The 15,439-nt window shown below is 66.9% G+C and carries 14 protein-coding genes; 6 read left to right on the forward strand and 8 right to left on the reverse strand.

Going from position 1 to position 15,439, the window contains the following annotated elements; all coding sequences use genetic code 11:
- Positions 1-33: 33 nt before the first annotated feature.
- From hemH to AB4Z37_RS02990, 5 genes are all read right to left on the reverse strand, one after another.
- Entirely contained in the window at positions 34-1,068 is a 1,035-nt protein-coding gene (gene hemH / locus AB4Z37_RS02970; RefSeq protein ID WP_441515171.1) for a ferrochelatase, read from the reverse strand.
- Positions 1,069-1,150: 82 nt separating this feature from the next.
- Positions 1,151-2,314: a nickel/cobalt transporter gene (locus AB4Z37_RS02975; RefSeq protein ID WP_441515172.1), complete on the reverse strand. Its 1,164-nt coding sequence runs from the start codon at positions 2,312-2,314 to the stop codon at positions 1,151-1,153.
- Complete coding sequence (locus tag AB4Z37_RS02980) at positions 2,311-2,973, reverse strand: DUF1007 family protein (protein ID WP_441515173.1); 663 nt, start codon at positions 2,971-2,973, stop codon at positions 2,311-2,313. The genes AB4Z37_RS02975 and AB4Z37_RS02980 overlap by 4 nt, the downstream gene beginning before the upstream one ends.
- A gap of 104 nt (positions 2,974-3,077) precedes the next feature.
- Positions 3,078-4,673 (reverse strand): gamma-glutamyltransferase family protein, encoded by a 1,596-nt coding sequence (locus AB4Z37_RS02985; protein WP_441515174.1) that lies wholly within the window; start codon positions 4,671-4,673, stop codon positions 3,078-3,080.
- Positions 4,674-4,902: 229 nt separating this feature from the next.
- Positions 4,903-6,975, reverse strand: a complete 2,073-nt coding sequence (locus AB4Z37_RS02990) for a M3 family metallopeptidase (protein ID WP_441515175.1) — start codon at positions 6,973-6,975, stop codon at positions 4,903-4,905.
- Positions 6,976-7,104: 129 nt separating this feature from the next.
- Between AB4Z37_RS02990 and AB4Z37_RS02995 the strand changes: the two genes are divergently transcribed.
- The 6 genes from AB4Z37_RS02995 (at position 7,105) to AB4Z37_RS03020 (ending at position 13,375) form a co-directional block, all read left to right on the forward strand.
- On the forward strand, positions 7,105-7,365 hold the full coding sequence (locus AB4Z37_RS02995; RefSeq protein ID WP_441515176.1) for a hypothetical protein: 261 nt from the start codon (positions 7,105-7,107) through the stop codon (positions 7,363-7,365).
- Positions 7,366-8,023: 658 nt separating this feature from the next.
- Positions 8,024-9,166 (forward strand): type III PLP-dependent enzyme, encoded by a 1,143-nt coding sequence (locus tag AB4Z37_RS03000; protein ID WP_441515177.1) that lies wholly within the window; start codon positions 8,024-8,026, stop codon positions 9,164-9,166.
- A 114-nt stretch (positions 9,167-9,280) separates the two neighbouring features.
- On the forward strand, positions 9,281-9,877 hold the full coding sequence (locus AB4Z37_RS03005; RefSeq protein WP_441515178.1) for a GNAT family N-acetyltransferase: 597 nt from the start codon (positions 9,281-9,283) through the stop codon (positions 9,875-9,877).
- 348 nt (positions 9,878-10,225) lie between these two features.
- Positions 10,226-10,630 carry a nucleoside diphosphate kinase regulator gene (rnk, locus tag AB4Z37_RS03010; RefSeq protein WP_441515179.1) on the forward strand — a complete coding sequence of 135 codons (405 nt, stop codon included), beginning with the start codon at positions 10,226-10,228 and terminating at the stop codon, positions 10,628-10,630.
- A 186-nt stretch (positions 10,631-10,816) separates the two neighbouring features.
- The gene (locus tag AB4Z37_RS03015) at positions 10,817-11,770 is read left to right on the forward strand and encodes a cation diffusion facilitator family transporter (RefSeq protein WP_441515180.1); all 954 of its coding nucleotides are present in this window, start codon (positions 10,817-10,819) and stop codon (positions 11,768-11,770) included.
- A 177-nt stretch (positions 11,771-11,947) separates the two neighbouring features.
- Positions 11,948-13,375 (forward strand): homospermidine synthase, encoded by a 1,428-nt coding sequence (locus AB4Z37_RS03020; RefSeq protein WP_441515181.1) that lies wholly within the window; start codon positions 11,948-11,950, stop codon positions 13,373-13,375.
- 110 nt (positions 13,376-13,485) lie between these two features.
- Here the strand turns inward: AB4Z37_RS03020 and AB4Z37_RS03025 are convergent, their stop codons facing one another.
- The 3 genes from AB4Z37_RS03025 to AB4Z37_RS03035 all read right to left on the reverse strand — a co-directional run bounded on the left by AB4Z37_RS03025 (position 13,486) and on the right by AB4Z37_RS03035 (position 15,378).
- Entirely contained in the window at positions 13,486-14,226 is a 741-nt protein-coding gene (locus AB4Z37_RS03025; protein WP_441515182.1) for an acetoacetate decarboxylase, read from the reverse strand.
- Positions 14,227-14,377: 151 nt separating this feature from the next.
- Positions 14,378-14,605: a hypothetical protein gene (locus AB4Z37_RS03030; protein WP_441515183.1), complete on the reverse strand. Its 228-nt coding sequence runs from the start codon at positions 14,603-14,605 to the stop codon at positions 14,378-14,380.
- Between the two features lie 56 nt (positions 14,606-14,661).
- Complete coding sequence (locus AB4Z37_RS03035; protein WP_441515184.1) at positions 14,662-15,378, reverse strand: MgtC/SapB family protein; 717 nt, start codon at positions 15,376-15,378, stop codon at positions 14,662-14,664.
- Between the last annotated feature and the right edge of the window lie 61 nt (positions 15,379-15,439).

Raw genomic sequence — 15,439 nt, forward strand, 5'->3', positions numbered from 1 at the left:
TGTCGTTCAGAACCAGCGTTGTAGATCCGGCCGTTATATCCAGCCTTGCAGCTCGCGCAGGACAAGCTGGCGGATCACGTCCATGCCCTCGTCACTGTCGTTCAGGCAGGGGATGGCGGTGAACTGCTCGCCACCGGCATGCTTGAAGATCTCGGCATTCTCCTGGGCAATCTCTTCCAGAGTCTCCAGGCAGTCGGCCGAGAAGCCGGGCGTTACCACCGCGATGCGCCGCACGCCTTCGCCGGCGAGGCGCTCCATGGTCTTGTCGGTATAGGGCTGCAGCCACTCGGCGTTGCCGAAGCGGGACTGGAAGGTCAGCAGCAACCTGGTGTCGTCGAGCCCCAGCCGCTTGCGCAGCGCGTCCGTGGTGGCGACGCATTGCACCTGGTAGGGATCGCCCTTGTCGACATATTCCTTCGGCATGCCATGGAAGGAGGCGACGATCACCTCCGGCACGAACGGCAGCGCCGCGAGATGGCGCTCGATCGAGACGCCGAGCGCCTCGATATAATCGCTGTCGACAAAATAGGGCGGCGTCACGCGCAGCGTCGGCTGCGCCCGCAGATCCGCGAGCACCCGGAACACCTCGTCGCAGACCGTCGCCGTGGTCGCGGCCGAATACTGCGGATACAGCGGCACCACCAGCAGGCGGTCGCAGCCCTGCGCCAGCAGCGCCTCGATGCGCGCACGGATCGAGGGATTACCGTAGCGCATTGCCCAGTCGACCACGACATGATCATGATCGGCGATCGCTGCCGCGAGCTTGTCCGACTGCGACCGCGTGATGGTCTTGAGCGGCGACTCGTTCCGCGCCGTGTTCCAGATCTTCTGGTAGTCGCGCGCCTTCCGTCCCGGCCGCACCCGCAGGATGATGCCGTTGAGGATCAGCTTCCACAGCAGCCCCTGGTCCTCGATCACCCGCGGATCGGACAGGAATTCCTTGAGGTAGACGCGGACGCCGGCGGCGTCCGCGGTGTCCGGCGTGCCGAGGTTGACCAGCAGCACGCCGACACGCTCGCGCGTCGCGGCGGAGGGGGAGACCGATTGCGGAGATGCGGGCGTCGTCATGGCGCCGTTGGCTTCGCCCGGACGCCCGGCATTGTCAACAGAGTCTCGCGTCCAGGCGGCCGATCGTCGCGCTGCGGCTGCGTCAGAAACATGTCACCCGCTCGGCCACGACATAGCCCAGCAGCAGGCCGACACCGAGCAGCAGCACCAGCGCGGCGGCGCCGAATTCCACGCCGCGCAGGATCAGCGCGCCGCCGCCGACACGACCGGCGCTGAGGCGCCGCGCCAATCCCTTGGCGGAGACCGCAAGGATAGCGATGGCAGCCACCGTAATCGCGGTGCCCAGCCCCATCAGCAGCGTCGCGGCGACGCCGGCCCACAGCATGCCCTGCGCCAGCGCAAACACCAGCACCAGGATCGCACCGGAACAGGGCCGCAGGCCGACCGCGAAGATCGCGCTCAGGCCGCGCCGCCAGCCGCCGGGGCCGGCCAGCTGGTCGGGCGTCGGCCCGTGGTTATGGCCGCAGTGCTCGTCGTGGACATGGCCGGGCTCGCCATGCGCCGGACCGGCATGGCCATGATCATGACGGTGGTGACCGTGGCCGGGATGGTCATTCCCCTGATCCTGGACGCGCGCATGGGCGTGTGACGACGCCGCGGCCGCATCGGATGCCCCGGCTAACGCAGGCACCAGCGGCACGGCAGCCGTCAACGGACGCCGCGCGCCACGCAGCGCGCGCAGCAAGCCGCCTCCCTTGGTCCAGACCAGCCGCGCCCCGAAGACGGCGATGAGGGCGTAACTCGCGATCTCGATGACCCGCTCCGCCCCGCACATGGTCCTGGCAGTGGCATTGAGCAGCCAGGCGCCAATGCCGACCACGATGATGGCGACCAGCGCCTGCAGCAGCGCCGCGGCGAACGCCAGCACGATACCGCGCCGTGCGGTCTCCTCGTTGGCGACGAGGTAAGACGAGATCACCGCCTTGCCGTGGCCGGGGCCGGCGGCATGGAAGATGCCGTAGGCGAACGAAATCCCGAGCAGGGTCCAGACCGCACTGCCGTCACTTTTCGCCGCACGGATGGTCGCCGACATCTGGCGGTAGAACTGCGACTGCTTGTCGAGCAGCCAGCCGACCAAGCCACCGACCTGCGGATCGGAGCTGCCGGGACGGCCGACGCCGAACGGCGACTGCGCCAGCGCGGCATGGAGAAGCCCGTCGCCCCACAGCACCGCGGCCACGACCGCGAGCAGCGCCACGGCGAGACGCGTTTCAACGAGCGGCCCGCGCGGCCCTGCAGCGATCATGGACAATCGACTGTCACCTTGTTGGCGAACATGGCGCCGAAATTGGCGTTGCTGCCGTCGAGGAAGTTCTGCTCGCCGATCGACTGCGCCTGGGCCTGCGCCGATCCGTCGTTCGGCCGTTCGATGCTCATCTTGCAGCCGTCGGGCGCGCCGACCAGCTTGATCGGGTCGGCCTTCGCCAGCGAGAAGTCGACGAAGTAGGTCGGATCGTAGATGTCGACCACCAACTGCCGGCTCTTCACCGGCGTCTTCAGCGGCAGCGTGAAATGCAGCGTCAGCGCGCCGTCCTTGTGCTCGAGATAATAATCGGTGGGATCCTCGAACTTCTGCTTGCGGTTGCGTGTGCCGGCGTCGCCCGCGCGCGCGAAGGTGAAGAAGCCGAACTCCTTGAGCGACTCGACATTGGTCTGCGCCAGCGACGCCAGCTCCTCGCGGGTGTAGACCCCCTTGGTCTTGGTCTCGATGCCCTGCAGCGCATAGGTCGAGAACATGTCGTCGAAGGTCCAGGCATGCCGCACCGCCGTGAGCGAGCCGTCGGGTGCATAGACCAATTCGCTGGTCGCCGTGACCCAGACATGGGGGTGCGCCCATGCGGCGGCGCAGGTCAGGCAGAAAGCGAAAACGGCAGCGAAAAAACCCGTGATAATGCGACGCGTCATGAAACCTTCGCGGCGATGCCCCGGCAGCACTCCATGCTACCGGGAAGTGAGGCTGAAACGAGACGGCGGACAGGCCGGCAGACCGGAGACAAGGTCATCACGTGCTACACGCCCGCTGCCCCGCCGTCCGCGCGCGGATCGTGGCCACCCTCGAGGAGGCCACCGGGATGCAGCACCACCGCGCCGGCGTGGCCCATGGTGTCGGAATAGGCCTCGGGCAGCACCTCGACATCGTGCCGCGCCGACAGCAGGCGGTCGATCAGGTTGCCGTCGAAGCGGGATTCCAGCCGCAAATTGGTGTGGCTCGAGCCCCAGGTGCGCCCCAAGAGCCAGCGCGGCTGGTCGAGCGCCAGCTCCAGCGGCTGGCGGAACAGGACATGGCGGGAGAACACCATGGCCTGGGTCTGGGGCTGGCCGTCACCGCCCATGGTGCCGTAGGCCATGATCCGGCCGTCCTTGAGCACGGCGAGCGCCGGGTTGAGGGTATGGAACGGCAGCCGTCCCGGGCTGAGCGGGTTGGCCGCCTTCGGGTCCAGCGAGAAGCTGGCGCCGCGGTTCTGCATCAGCACGCCGGTCGCCGGCAGCACGCAGCCCGAGCCGAACTCCCAGAAGATCGACTGGATGTAGGAGACGACGAGGCCCGAGGCGTCGGCGGCGCCCATCCAGATGGTGTCGCCCTCGCTCCAGGCTGACGGCCACGGCGCGGCCTTTTGACGGTCGATCTTGCCGACCTCGGCATCGAGAAAAGCCGGCGCCAGGAAACGGTCGAGCTCGGCCGTGAGCCGGCGCGGATCGGTGACGAAGCGGTCGCGCACACGGAACGCGCGCTTGGTCGCCTCGACGAGGCCGTGGATATAGTCGAAGCCCTCGGCCTCCTGGACGCGCAGGCGATCGAACAGTCCGAGAATGATCAGCGAGGCCAGCCCCTGGGTCGGCGGCGGGGCGTTGTACAGCGTGCCGGCACCGATCGCCGTGGACAGCGCCTCGGCGACCCAGGGCTTCGCCGCCGCGAGGTCGGCGCGGGTCACCGGGCTGCCGATACGCTCGAGGTCGGCGGCGATCTCGCGGCCGACGTCGCCGCGGTAGAAGTCGTCGAGGCCGGCCTGGACGAGATGCTCCAGCGTCGCGGCCATCGCCGTTTGCTTCAAGGTTGCGCCGAGCTCGGGCACCTTGCCGTCGACCAGGAAGGTTTGGGCGAAGCCGGGCACATCCTTGAGCTCGTCAAGCTTGCCGCGCGTCAGTTCGACCTGGCTGCGGGTCGCGACATAGCCGTCCTTGGCGCTGCGGATCGCCGGCCCGAGCAGCACGTCGAGCGGCAGCCGGCCGCCGAGCGCCCTGGCCGCCTCCAGCGCGAGCTGCCAGCCGCCGATCGCCGCCGGCACCGTCAGCGCTGCCAGCGGCCCGCGCGGCGGGATCATGTCGTGGCCGTGCTCGCGGTAGAAGGCCGGCGTCGCCCGGCTGCCCGCTGCGCCGGCGCCCATCAGGGCACGGACGCGGCCTGACGGCTCGCGGACCAGCCAGAAGCCGTCGCCGCCGATATGGTTCATGTGGGGGTAGACCGCCGCGATCGAGGCGGCCATGGCCACCATGGCCTCGAGGGCGTTGCCGCCCTCGGCGAGCACATGGCGCCCCGCCTCGACGGTTGCGGAATGAGGAGCCGCGACGACGCCGCGGCGGTGACCAGAAGAATGTCGTGTCATGACCTGTCCATCAGATGAGTCGTGCGCGACATTCCGAGCCAAGTGCCCCGCATCCGAAGTTCGTGAGATATTGCGGCACAATCCTACACGAACTTCGGATGCAAGAGGGCACTTGCAAATCTATAATTCTAGTGCCGCTTATCGATCTGAAGTTCCTGAGACAAGCTTGCGGCTAGCGGTGCAGGAACTTCAGATCGGCGGCACTAGGGGAATGCCTGATGCTGCCTTTTTAGGCCGCCTCAGGCGTATCCAGCAACCCTCGCCCGCGCAGCAGCGCGTCGACCTCCGGCTCCCGGCCGCGGAAGGCGACGTAGGCCTCCTCCGGGTCGCGCGAGCCGCCGGTCGAGTAGATGTTGTCATGCAGCCGCCTGGCGACCGCCGGATCGAAGATGTCGCCGGCTTCCTCGAAGGCGCCGAAGGCATCGGCGTCCATCACCTCGGACCACATGTAGCTGTAGTAGCCCGCGGCATAGTGGTCGCCCGAGAAGATATGGCCGAACTGCTGCGGCCGATGGCGCATGGCGATCTCCGCCGGCATGCCGATCTTGTCGAGCTCCTGGCGCTCGAATGCCCGGACGTCGGTGATCGACGCGGCCGGATGGGAATGGAATTCCATGTCCATCAGCGCCGATGCCAGGAATTCCACCGTGGCGAAACCCTGGTTGAACTTGCGGGCAGCGAGGAAGCGCTGCAGCAGGTCGTCGGGCAGCGGCTCGCCGGTCTCGTAGTGGCGGGCGAACTGGCGCAGCACCTCGGGGCGCTGCTGCCAATGCTCGTAGAGCTGCGACGGCAGTTCGACGAAGTCGGTGAACACGCTGGTGCCTGACAGCGAGGGGTAGACGACATCAGACAGCATGCCGTGCAGGCCATGGCCGAACTCGTGGAACAGGGTGCGGGCGTCATCCGGCGACAGCAGCGCCGGGTGACCGTCCGCCCCCTTGGCGAAGTTCATGACATTGATGATCAGCGGCGACACGGCGCCGTCGAGCTTCTGCTGGTCACGCAGCGACGTCATCCAGGCGCCGGAGCGCTTGGAGGCGCGGGCGAAGTAGTCGCCATAGAACAGCGCCTTATGGGCACCGGCGGCATCGGTCACCTCCCACACCCGCACGTCGGGATGCCAGACCGGGATGTCCTTGCGCTCCTGGAAAGACAGCCCGAACAGGCGGTGGGCGACGTCGAACGCCGCCGCGATCATCTGATCGAGCTCGAGATAGGGCTTGATCGCCGCGTCGTCGAAATTGGCGCGGCGCTGGCGCAGCTTCTCGGCATAGAAGCGCCAGTCCCAGGGAGCGAGCGCGAAGTTGCCGCCGTCCTCACGGATCAGCTCCTGCAGGGCGTCGCGGTCGGCGAGCGCCTTGGCCCTCGCCGGCTCCCACACCCGCTCCAGCAGGCTGCGCACCGCCTCCGGGGTCTTCGCCATCGAATCCTCCAGGCGATAGGCCGCAAAGTTCGGATAGCCGAGGATTTTGGCGGACTCCTCGCGCAGCGCCAGGATCTCCCGGATGGTCACGCTGTTGTCGTTGGTGTTGCCGTTGTCGCCCCGTGCGGTGAAAGCCTTGTAGACCTTCTCCCGAAGGTCACGGCGGGTCGAGCTCTGCAGGAACGGCTCGACCGAGGAGCGCGACAGCGTCACCACGGCCTTGCCGTCGAGGCCGCGCTCGGCCGCAGCCGCCCGGGCCGCGGCGACAAAGGCCGGGCTGAGCCCGCCGAGGTCGTCAGCGCCGAGCTCCAGCGTCCAGTCCTGCTCATCCCCGAGCAGATGATGGCTGAAGGTGGTGCTGAGCGCGGCAAGCCGCTCGTTGATTTCGCTCATCCGCGCCTTGGCCGCCTCGTCGAGGCCGGCGCCGGCCCGGTGCATCCGGGTGTAGAGCCGCTCCAGCAGCCGCTGCTGCTCCTCGGTCAGCCCGAGGGACTGGCGGTCATGGTGAAGCTTGGCGACGCGGCCGAACAGCACCGCGTTCATCATGATCGGATTCCAGTGCCGCGCCATCCGCAGCGCCACCTCGCTCTCGATCGCCAGAAGCTCCGGGTTGGAGTGCGCCGAAACGAGGTCGTAGAACACGGCCGAGACGCGGTTGAGCAGCCGCCCGGCGCGCTCCCAGGCGGTGACGGTGTTGTCGAAGTCCGGCTCCGTCGGGTCGTTGACGATGGCGGCGACCTCCATGGCATGGTCGGCGAAGGCCTGCTCGAAGGCCGGCATGAAATGCTCGGGCCGGATCGCCGCGAACGGCGGGGTCTCGAGCGGGGTCTGCCACGCCTGCAGCAGCGGATTGACGGCGGAATCGGAGGAATCGGACATGAAAAAACCTGCTTACGGCCAAATTCGATCAGCCAGATAATAGCACCGCGGCGGCTTTTTTGGGCCCTCCACGCTTGATCGGGGGGCCGTTTTCGGGGAGATTGCGGCCCGCTAACAGGACCTTTTCGCATGAGCTCGCCCACCACCTCCTCCGCGCCCCGCCAGATCGCCTGGCCCAGCGTCATCACCGTGATCTCGGCCGCGATCCTGATCGGCGCCGAGGTGTTCGGCGCGGCTTTCGCCGGCGGCTGGGCGCTGTCGCTGCTGTTCGGCCTCGAGGACACCGGCGCCCACATCCTCCAGGCCGTGCTGTTCTTGCTCGGCGTCGCCATCATGGCGTCGTTCGTCCGCAACGCACAGCGCATCGAGCCGTTCACGCGCCGCGCCTGAGACGCCGCGACGTCGCGCCACACCTCGCGCGCTTAGCGCCACGACAGCGATACCGCCGCGCTCATCTTTCATTAAAGACCTTGAACAGCTGTTCATCTCGCGCGCACGTCTGACGCAACAAGCGCGCTCTCTCGGCAACACACGCTCGCGCGCTGTGCAGAAAATCTGCGCGTTGCTGAAAAAAATGTTGCGGAGCAGAGTCAAAAGACCTATTTCCCGTTTTGCCCAATTTCGCACGTGCCTGTGGTCGTGTGTCGGTCGGTAGGTATCCGGACAAGAGGCCGGACAGCCGCCAAGGAAGCGAGTAAGCCCAGCACCTCTCTCCAGAGGCGCGACACTCAAGGGTCCTTCTTTCTTGCAACCGTGATCGGCAGCCGGAGGCGAACCGGCGCACCCCGCGCTCAACGGGGGACGCGACTTAAAGCAACGACGGAGCGGGCTTTTTTGGTCTCTGCCAGCTTTCCACCAGCTGGCGCGAATACCGAAGAGGCTTGTCCTTCATTGCCAGGTGTGCGGATGGGATTTCCCCTCCAATCCACGGCAGCACAGTTCGGTTCGAGTGTCAGGCTTCGTCGCGCCTCCATCGCGTGACAGGGCCCCAAGCTCGCAGCCGGAATTCACGTTTGGACGGTCCCCGTTGGGCCGTTTGGAGGGTGCTATGACCGAGCGCATTCAGGAATTCCTGCGCAACCGCCGTCGTGACGGCCTCGACACCGAGCCCTGCCTCGTCGTCGACCTCGATGTCGTGCGCGACAACTACCAGACTTTCGCCAAGGCGCTGCCGGACAGTCGCGTGTTCTATGCGGTGAAGGCCAATCCGGCGCCGGAAGTGCTGTCCCTGCTGGCGTCGCTCGGCTCGTGCTTCGACACCGCGACCGTCGCGGAAATCGAGATGGCGCTGGCCGCCGGCGCGACCGCGGACCGCATCTCGTTCGGCAACACCATCAAGAAGGAGCGCGACATCGCGCGCGCCTACGCGCTCGGCATCCGCCTGTTCGCGGTCGACTGCTCCGCCGAGGTCGAGAAGGTCGCCCGCGCCGCCCCGGGCGCGCGGGTGTTCTGCCGCATCCTCTATGATTGCGCCGGCGCCGAGTGGCCGCTGTCGCGCAAGTTCGGCTGCGATCCCGAGATGGCGGTCGAGGTCCTCGACCTCGCCAAGCGCCTCGGCCTCGAGCCCTGCGGCATCTCGTTCCATGTCGGCTCGCAGCAGCGCAAGGTGAAGGCGTGGGACCGGGCGCTGGCGATGGCCTCGACCGTGTTCCGTGACTGCGCCGAGCGCGGCATCACCCTGACCATGGTCAACATGGGCGGCGGTTTCCCGACCAAGTACCTCAAGGACGTGCCGCCCGTGCTGCAGTACGGCCGCTCGATCTTCAGGGCGCTGCGCAAGCACTTCGGCAACCAGATCCCGGAAACGATCATCGAGCCGGGCCGCGGCATGGTCGGCAATGCCGGCATCATCGAGACCGAGGTGGTGCTGATCTCGAAGAAGAGCGACGAGGACGAGGTGCGCTGGGTCTACCTCGACATCGGCAAGTTCGGCGGTCTCGCCGAGACGATGGACGAGTCGATCCGCTACGCCATCCGCACCCCGCACGACGGGGCGGACATGACGCCGTGCGTGCTCGCGGGCCCGACCTGCGACTCCGCCGATGTGCTCTACGAGAAGCAGCCCTATCCGCTGCCGGTCACGCTCGAGATCGGCGACAAGCTGCTGATCGAGGGCACCGGGGCGTACACCTCGACCTACTCCTCGGTGGCCTTCAACGGCATTCCGCCGCTGCGGACCTACCACATCTGAGCTTTTCGAAGCTCCGAGACCGCGGAGGCCGGCTGGCCGGCCTCCTCCCGTCACCTTCCGCCTGGATGACAACACGCGGCCGCCATCGCGCGGGTGCGTGGGGACTGACGTGCCATGACCGCTCTGAAAACGACTGCCCTGACCAGCCCTGCCCCGATTTCCGAGGCCGCTCCGTTCGCGATCCGTGCGGAACGGACCTCAGACGTCGCTGCGCGCGAGGCGTTGCTGGATGCGTGCTTCGGCCCTGGTCGGTCCGCGCGCACCTGCCAGCGCCTTCGCGACGGACGCCTGCCCGCGGAAGGTCTCGCCTTCTCGGCGGTGCGCGGTGGCAAGCTCGTCGGCACCGTGCGGTTGTGGCACGTCAGCGCCGGGGGCTGCCCGGCGCTGATGCTCGGGCCGCTGGCGGTCGATCCGTCCTGCCGCGATCTCGGCCTCGGTGCCGCGCTGATGCGCCACGCGCTGCTCGCCGCCACCGTCCGTGGCCATGGCGCGGTGATCCTGCTCGGCGACGCGCCCTATTACACACGCTTCGGCTTCTCACAGGAAAAGACCGCCCAGCTGTCGCTGCCCGGACCGTTCGAGCGTGATCGCCTGCTCGGCCTCGAGCTTCAGCCTGGGGCGCTCGATGGCGCGGCCGGGCTGATCGTGGCCGCCGGCGCGAGCGTCAGCCGCCCCCGCGGAGCCGGCAAGACCGCCCGGCGCGCCGCCTGATCGCTGCGGCGGAGCGCCGCAGGCGGGCCAACATGCCGCAGCCCGCGCGTTGACTTTCCACCCCCTCCTCCTAACTTGGCTCCATCATGTTGCAGACGCGCATCCATCGCCTGATGCTTCGCGCCGGTCATCTCATCGCAGGAAGATGACCCGGGCGGACGCGTGCGCGCGCCGTTCCGGGACATGATGTTCAGACGCCCCTTCGTTTCATGAGCTCCCTGGCATGGCCATCGCCATGCCCGCCGTCCGGGTCGCATTGATCTGGTCGCGCAGCTCGCAGCGCGTCGTTCCTCCTTCATTTCAATCCGAGGCAAACGCGGGCGCGCCTGCCGCCCGACGGTGACAACCATGATCGAACAGCTGCAGACCCGACTGCCCGCCATCTCCATTCACGCCCGCGATCTCCTGCGGCTGCGCCAGCTCGCCGACGCCGCGGCCGAGACCTATCCGGCCACGGCCGAATTCCTGGCGCGCGAGATCGACCGCGCCGCCGTGCTGCCGCAGGATCATCCGGCCGACGATGTCGTGACCATGCAGTCAGGCGTCACATTCCGCGACGACGTCACGGGCCAGACGCGCAGCGTCACGCTGGTGTATCCGGACGAAGCCGACGTCGATGCCGGACGCATCTCGATCCTGACGCCGATCGGTGCTGCGCTGATCGGCCTGTCGCCCGGACAGACCATCGCCTTTCAGACACCCGCCGGCGGCTGGCGCTCGCTCACGGTGATCACTGTCGTGCCGCCGTCATGACGTACACGACGTTCGCCGGCAGCGCTCATGACACGCCGTCCTTGTCGACGGGCCCCGCTCGCCAGATGACGCCGATACGGCGTCGGCTGGCGGCATATGCTCGCGCGCTACGTTATAAAATAGCGAATATTGTTCGACATCGCTTCGGCTGTCGCCCCCTTCGGCGATCGATGCTAGGCTCTCGCCATGAGCCACAGCCACTCCCACGATCACGCCGGCCACGATCATGCAGGCCACAGCCACGCGCATGGCCATTCGCATGCGCCGGCGGATTTCGGCCGCGCCTTCGCGATCGGAATCGTGCTGAATACGCTCTTCATCGCAGTCGAGGCGGGCTATGGCTATGTCGCGAACTCGACCGCGCTGCTCGCCGACGCCGGGCACAATCTCTCGGACGTGCTCGGTCTCGTGGTGGCGTGGATCGCGGCGGTGCTGTCGAAGCGCCCGCCGACGCCTCGTCTCACCTATGGCCTGCGCAACTCCTCGATCCTCGCCGCGCTGACCAATGCCGTACTGCTGCTGATCGCGTGCGGTGCCATCATCCTGGAAGCCGTGCAGCGCCTGCTGAATCCGGAACCCGTGGCGAGCATGACCGTGATCATCGTCGCGGCGATGGGCATCGCCATCAACGGCGGCACCGCGCTGCTGTTCGCGTCCGGTCGCAAGGGCGACCTCAACATTCGCGGCGCCTACCTGCACATGGCGGCGGATGCGGCGGTGTCGGCCGGCGTGGTGATCGCGGGCTTTGTCATCATGGGCACGGGCTGGCTGTGGATCGATCCGCTGACCAGCCTCGCGATCGTCGTCGTGATCGTGTGGGGAACCTGGGGCCTGCTGCGGGAGAGCACGGCCATGTCGCTCGCTGCGGTTCCCGCACGTATCAATCCCGCGGCGGTGCGCGACTATCTCGCCGGCCTGCCGGGCGTAGCCTCGCTCCACGACCTGCACATCTGGCCGATGAGCACGACCGAAACCGCGCTCACGGCCCATCTCGTGACACCCGCCGGCCACCCCGGCGATGCCTTCCTGGTCGAGGCCTGCGGCCAGCTCAACGAGCGGTTCGGCATCGGCCATGCCACGCTGCAGATCGAGCTGGCGACCACCACCCGCTGCGCGCTCGAGCCGGACCACGTGGTGTGACGGCGGCGTGACAGCCGCTGAAACTGCTGCTTCTTTGGGCGCAATGCCGGCAGGATCCCGCTGGCCGGCGCGTCAGAAGCCTTGATTTCATCCGTCATTTGCGTTTGAACGCCTTTGAATCCGCCGCCACGGCGACCCGCGTTTCAAGCCATCACTGCTGCCAGCTGGAGATTTTGGATGTCGACCTCATCCGTGCATGCGCGCATCACAGGCCCAATCGTCATGATCGGCTTCGGTTCGATCGGCAAGGGCACCCTGCCGCTGATCGAGAAGCACTTCGACTATGACAAATCGCGCTTCGTCATCATCGACCCGCATACCGACCATCACATCGCCGACGAGCACGGCGTGCGCTTCATCGAGAAGGCTGTCACCAAGGACAACTATCGCGAGCTGCTGATCCCGCTGCTCACCGCCGGCGGCGGCCAGGGCTTCTGCGTCAACCTTTCGGTGGACACCTGCTCGGTCGACATCATGACCATGTGCCGCGAGATCGGCGCGCTCTATATCGATACCGTGGTTGAGCCGTGGCTCGGCTTCTACTTCGACAAGAGTGCCGGCCCCGAGGCGCGCTCCAACTATGCATTGCGCGAGACGCTGCTCGCCGCCAAGCGCAAGAATCCGGGCGGCACCACCGCAGTGTCGACCTGTGGCGCCAACCCCGGCATGGTGTCGTGGTTCGTCAAGCAGGCGCTGCTCAACCTCGCCACCGACACCGGCCTGTCGTTCAACGAACCGGCGAGCCGCGAAGGCTGGGCCGAACTCGCCCACAAGCTCGGCGTCAAGGGCGTCCACATCGCCGAGCGCGACACCCAGCGCTCGAAGAAGCCGAAGCCGCGCAACGTGTTCGTCAACACCTGGTCGGTCGAAGGCTTCGTCTCCGAAGGCCTGCAGCCGGCCGAGCTCGGCTGGGGCAGCCATGAGAAGTGGATGCCCGACAACGGCCGCACCCACAATTTCGGCTGCCAGGCCGCGATCTACCTGCTGCAGCCCGGCGCCAACACCCGCGTGCGCACCTGGTGCCCGACGCCCGGCCCACAATACGGCTTCCTCGTCACCCACAACGAGGCGATCTCGATCGCCGACTACTATACCGTGCGTGACGGCGACAAGGTGGTGTACCGCCCGACCTGTCACTACGCCTACCATCCCGCGAACGACGCGGTGCTGTCGCTGCACGAGATGTTCGGCGCCGCCGGCAAGATGCAGCCGTCGTGGCACATCCTCGACGAGAACGAGATCGAGGACGGCATCGACGAGCTCGGCGTGCTGCTCTACGGCCATGGCAAGAACGCCTACTGGTACGGCTCGCAGCTGTCGGTCGAGGAGACCCGCAAGATCGCACCGTACCAGAACGCCACCGGCATGCAGGTATCGTCGGCGGTGCTCGCCGGCATGGTGTGGGCGCTGGAGAATCCGGAGGCCGGCATCGTCGAGGCCGATGAGATGGACTTCCGCCGCTGCCTCGAGATCCAGCGGCCCTATCTCGGTCCGGTGAACGGTTACTACACCGACTGGACGCCGCTCGCCGACCGGCCGGGCCTGTTCGCCGAGGATATCGACACCAGCGATCCCTGGCAGTTCCGTAACGTCCTGGTGCGCTGACGCCATGTTGTTGTTTCGGGGGCATGCGCAGGCTGCCCCCGAACTCTTTTGCGCCACGACAAGACGGTCGTGGAATGCAGCCGCACGGCATCCGCCGGAATATTCTCGCGCTACTTCGCCAGATAGTCGTACGCGACGTCGCCGAGCCCAAGCGTGAGGTCGACCTTGAAGTGCAGCGCGGAGACCACCTCGCGCACCGGGAGCCGCGCCACGTCGGCAAGCGCGTGCGGAAACAGCCCCAGCGCTGCCGGCCCGGTCCAGGCCTCCTTCAGCACGATATCCTGCAGGTGATAGCGCACGAGCTCGCAGATGCGCGGCGAGCCGTCGACATGCGGAATAATCTTGAGGATGAAGTTCGGCACCTGCAGCGCATGCATCACCGCCGCGGGATCGGCCGGGCGGTGCTTGTAGCCCATGGTGCCGCTCGCACACAGCACCGAGCCATAATGCAGCGTGCCGACCAGCACGTCGCTCTCGGTGACGATCTTCGGGGCGGCCAGCTTCTTGGGAAAGCCCCACAGTTCGCGGCCACCGGCGATCGGCGCATCGTCGTCGAGATACATCGAGTGGATGTAGACGCCCTCTTCGCCATTGAAGCGCACCGGAATGGCCTGGCCGGTTTCGGTGTAGTCACCAAAGCCGGTGGAGTCCGGCATGCGGATGAATTCGTACTTCACCACCGGATCGGTGACCTGCAGCGGCTCGGGCACCACCGCGGCCAGCGCCTCCGGATCGGTGCGGTAGGTGATGATGAAATATTCGCGGTTGAAGAAGCGATAGGGTCCCGGCGGGAATGACGGATTCGTCAACGGCATCGAATAGGCGGTTCGTTTCACATCCTCGATTTTCATGACCACTCCGTTGGCTGCCGCGCGCCCGGCGCACGATCGACGACCACTATGACGCAGCGCGGCACGTCTCGCGAGACGCGATCATCGGCAGGAGCTGTCAAAAGATGGTCACCACGGTGCGGACGAGGAAGGCCGCCGCGATCCCCCACGCTCACTTGACGGATATCGATGGCGTGGTCCTGTCGGCGGGAACCGGCGCGGCAGACAACGCAGCGCCGGCGGGCGCCGCGAGCTCCGCTACGTGCGGGCCTTGCGATGCGATGTGGAAGAGCGAAATGCCGGACAAAGCAATGCCGGCCACGAACAGCACCGCCGCCAGCGCCATCTGCAGCCGCAGATCATGCTGTTGACGTTGCTCAAGATCGCCGCGCGCACCCATGGCCGCCTCCGGAACTGGACCGGAGCGACAACGCGGCGGCGAAGACAATGTTCCCGTCAGTCGCGGGTGCTGGCTTCCCAAGTGGCATGGCGGACACCAGCCTCTCGCTCCATCGTCTCGGCGACCGCATCGAGTTCCTTCGGATCGACCGTGGTCCGGATCAGTCGCGCGACGATCTCCGACGCCCCGCTGGCGCGATCCACCACCTCGATGTCGCCGACCGGATAGTTCGCCGTCTCCAGTTTCTCGACCATGACTTCCCGCAGATCGCCGAGCGCCGGCGTATCAACCGTCACCTTGAAGTCATAATCCACTTCCGACGACCGCTCGTCGAGCGGGATGCGGTTGATGGCGTTGACCAGCGGCCGCAGCAAGGTGTTACCGGCGAGCACGAAGGCAGTGAGGGCCGCGGCCTGGGCGGCGAGGTCAGCGCCGGCGCAGCAGCCGACCGCAGCACAGCTCCACAGCGTCGCCGCAGTGTTGAGGCCGCGCACATTGGTGCCTTCCTTCATGATGACGCCGGCACCGAGAAAGCCGATGCCGGACACCACATAGGCGATCACCCGGACCGCGCCGTCGGCACCGTCGAGATGCATCGCAAGGTCGACGAACGCCGCAGCGGCAACCGCCACCAGCACGTTGGTGCGCAGGCCTGCCGTGCGCAACCGATACTGGCGCTCCGCGCCGATCAGCGTGCCCAGCACGAACGCCACCGTCAGGCTGGCGAGGGTGTCTAGGAAGTCTCCGGTATGGAAGGTCGTCAGGAATCGCATGGTCCGCTCGTTATAGCGATTTCATGCGACATAACTACACGTCCGACCGGGGCCGTCCACC

Origin of the sequence: Bradyrhizobium sp. 2TAF24 (assembly GCF_052115025.1) — a bacterium.
GTDB lineage: Bacteria > Pseudomonadota > Alphaproteobacteria > Rhizobiales > Xanthobacteraceae > Bradyrhizobium_A.

What these genes read in the sequence shown, in the direction of transcription:
- AB4Z37_RS02975 (WP_441515172.1), bottom strand. Translation starts at nt 2,314, where the DNA reads ATGATCGCTGCAGGGCCGCGCGGGCCGCTCGTTGAAACGCGTCTCGCC.
- AB4Z37_RS03005 (WP_441515178.1), top strand. Translation starts at nt 9,281, where the DNA reads ATGACCGCTCTGAAAACGACTGCCCTGACCAGCCCTGCCCCGATTTCC.
- AB4Z37_RS03020 (WP_441515181.1), top strand. Translation starts at nt 11,948, where the DNA reads ATGTCGACCTCATCCGTGCATGCGCGCATCACAGGCCCAATCGTCATG.
- AB4Z37_RS02980 (WP_441515173.1), bottom strand. Translation starts at nt 2,973, where the DNA reads ATGACGCGTCGCATTATCACGGGTTTTTTCGCTGCCGTTTTCGCTTTC.
- AB4Z37_RS03025 (WP_441515182.1), bottom strand. Translation starts at nt 14,226, where the DNA reads ATGAAAATCGAGGATGTGAAACGAACCGCCTATTCGATGCCGTTGACG.
- AB4Z37_RS02985 (WP_441515174.1), bottom strand. Translation starts at nt 4,673, where the DNA reads ATGACACGACATTCTTCTGGTCACCGCCGCGGCGTCGTCGCGGCTCCT.
- AB4Z37_RS03035 (WP_441515184.1), bottom strand. Translation starts at nt 15,378, where the DNA reads ATGCGATTCCTGACGACCTTCCATACCGGAGACTTCCTAGACACCCTC.
- AB4Z37_RS03030 (WP_441515183.1), bottom strand. Translation starts at nt 14,605, where the DNA reads ATGGGTGCGCGCGGCGATCTTGAGCAACGTCAACAGCATGATCTGCGG.
- hemH (WP_441515171.1), bottom strand. Translation starts at nt 1,068, where the DNA reads ATGACGACGCCCGCATCTCCGCAATCGGTCTCCCCCTCCGCCGCGACG.
- AB4Z37_RS02990 (WP_441515175.1), bottom strand. Translation starts at nt 6,975, where the DNA reads ATGTCCGATTCCTCCGATTCCGCCGTCAATCCGCTGCTGCAGGCGTGG.
- AB4Z37_RS03000 (WP_441515177.1), top strand. Translation starts at nt 8,024, where the DNA reads ATGACCGAGCGCATTCAGGAATTCCTGCGCAACCGCCGTCGTGACGGC.
- rnk (WP_441515179.1), top strand. Translation starts at nt 10,226, where the DNA reads ATGATCGAACAGCTGCAGACCCGACTGCCCGCCATCTCCATTCACGCC.
- AB4Z37_RS03015 (WP_441515180.1), top strand. Translation starts at nt 10,817, where the DNA reads ATGAGCCACAGCCACTCCCACGATCACGCCGGCCACGATCATGCAGGC.
- AB4Z37_RS02995 (WP_441515176.1), top strand. Translation starts at nt 7,105, where the DNA reads ATGAGCTCGCCCACCACCTCCTCCGCGCCCCGCCAGATCGCCTGGCCC.